Annotated in this window: 1 protein-coding gene; it reads right to left on the reverse strand. The window is 73.3% G+C overall.

Features of this window, described 5'->3' with window-relative positions:
- Nucleotides 1-55 precede the first annotated feature (55 nt).
- On the reverse strand, nucleotides 56-431 hold a 376-nt coding region (locus I6F37_RS40850), incomplete at its 5' end, for a glycerate kinase (RefSeq protein WP_225154501.1).

Consider the following 431-nt stretch of genomic DNA (forward strand, 5'->3'; position numbering starts at 1 on the left):
AGCCACCCCGGTGGGCCCGGCCGATCTGGAGGTCTGTTGCTCGGGTCCCGTCCGATCACCAGCTCCAGGACCGGGCGACCCGCCGAGCAGTGGCCGTCAGTGCTTCGGCATCGACAGGGCCTGCGTGCGTGTCGCGTACGGCGTAGGCGGCGTCGATGCCCATCGTGCGCATCTCCCGGGCGCCGATCACCACCTGGCCGGCAATGGCGATGCACGGGCTCAGCGCCTCGGCCGCCGCCTCGGCCACCGCCTTGACGACCCCACGGCCCCGCGCAGCGAAGTCGAAGACGGAGCAGCCGGTGACCACCAGGTCTGCCCCGGCGAAGCTGACATCGGAGAGCAGGACCTCCGGACCCGTGCTGAGCCGCCCGCCGAGCGCGAGGACAGCGAATCCCACCCCTCCGCAGGCGCCGGCACCGGGGGCGTCGGAC

The sequence above is a fragment of the Bradyrhizobium sp. NBAIM08 genome (assembly GCF_020193935.1).
GTDB lineage: Bacteria > Pseudomonadota > Alphaproteobacteria > Rhizobiales > Xanthobacteraceae > Bradyrhizobium > Bradyrhizobium yuanmingense.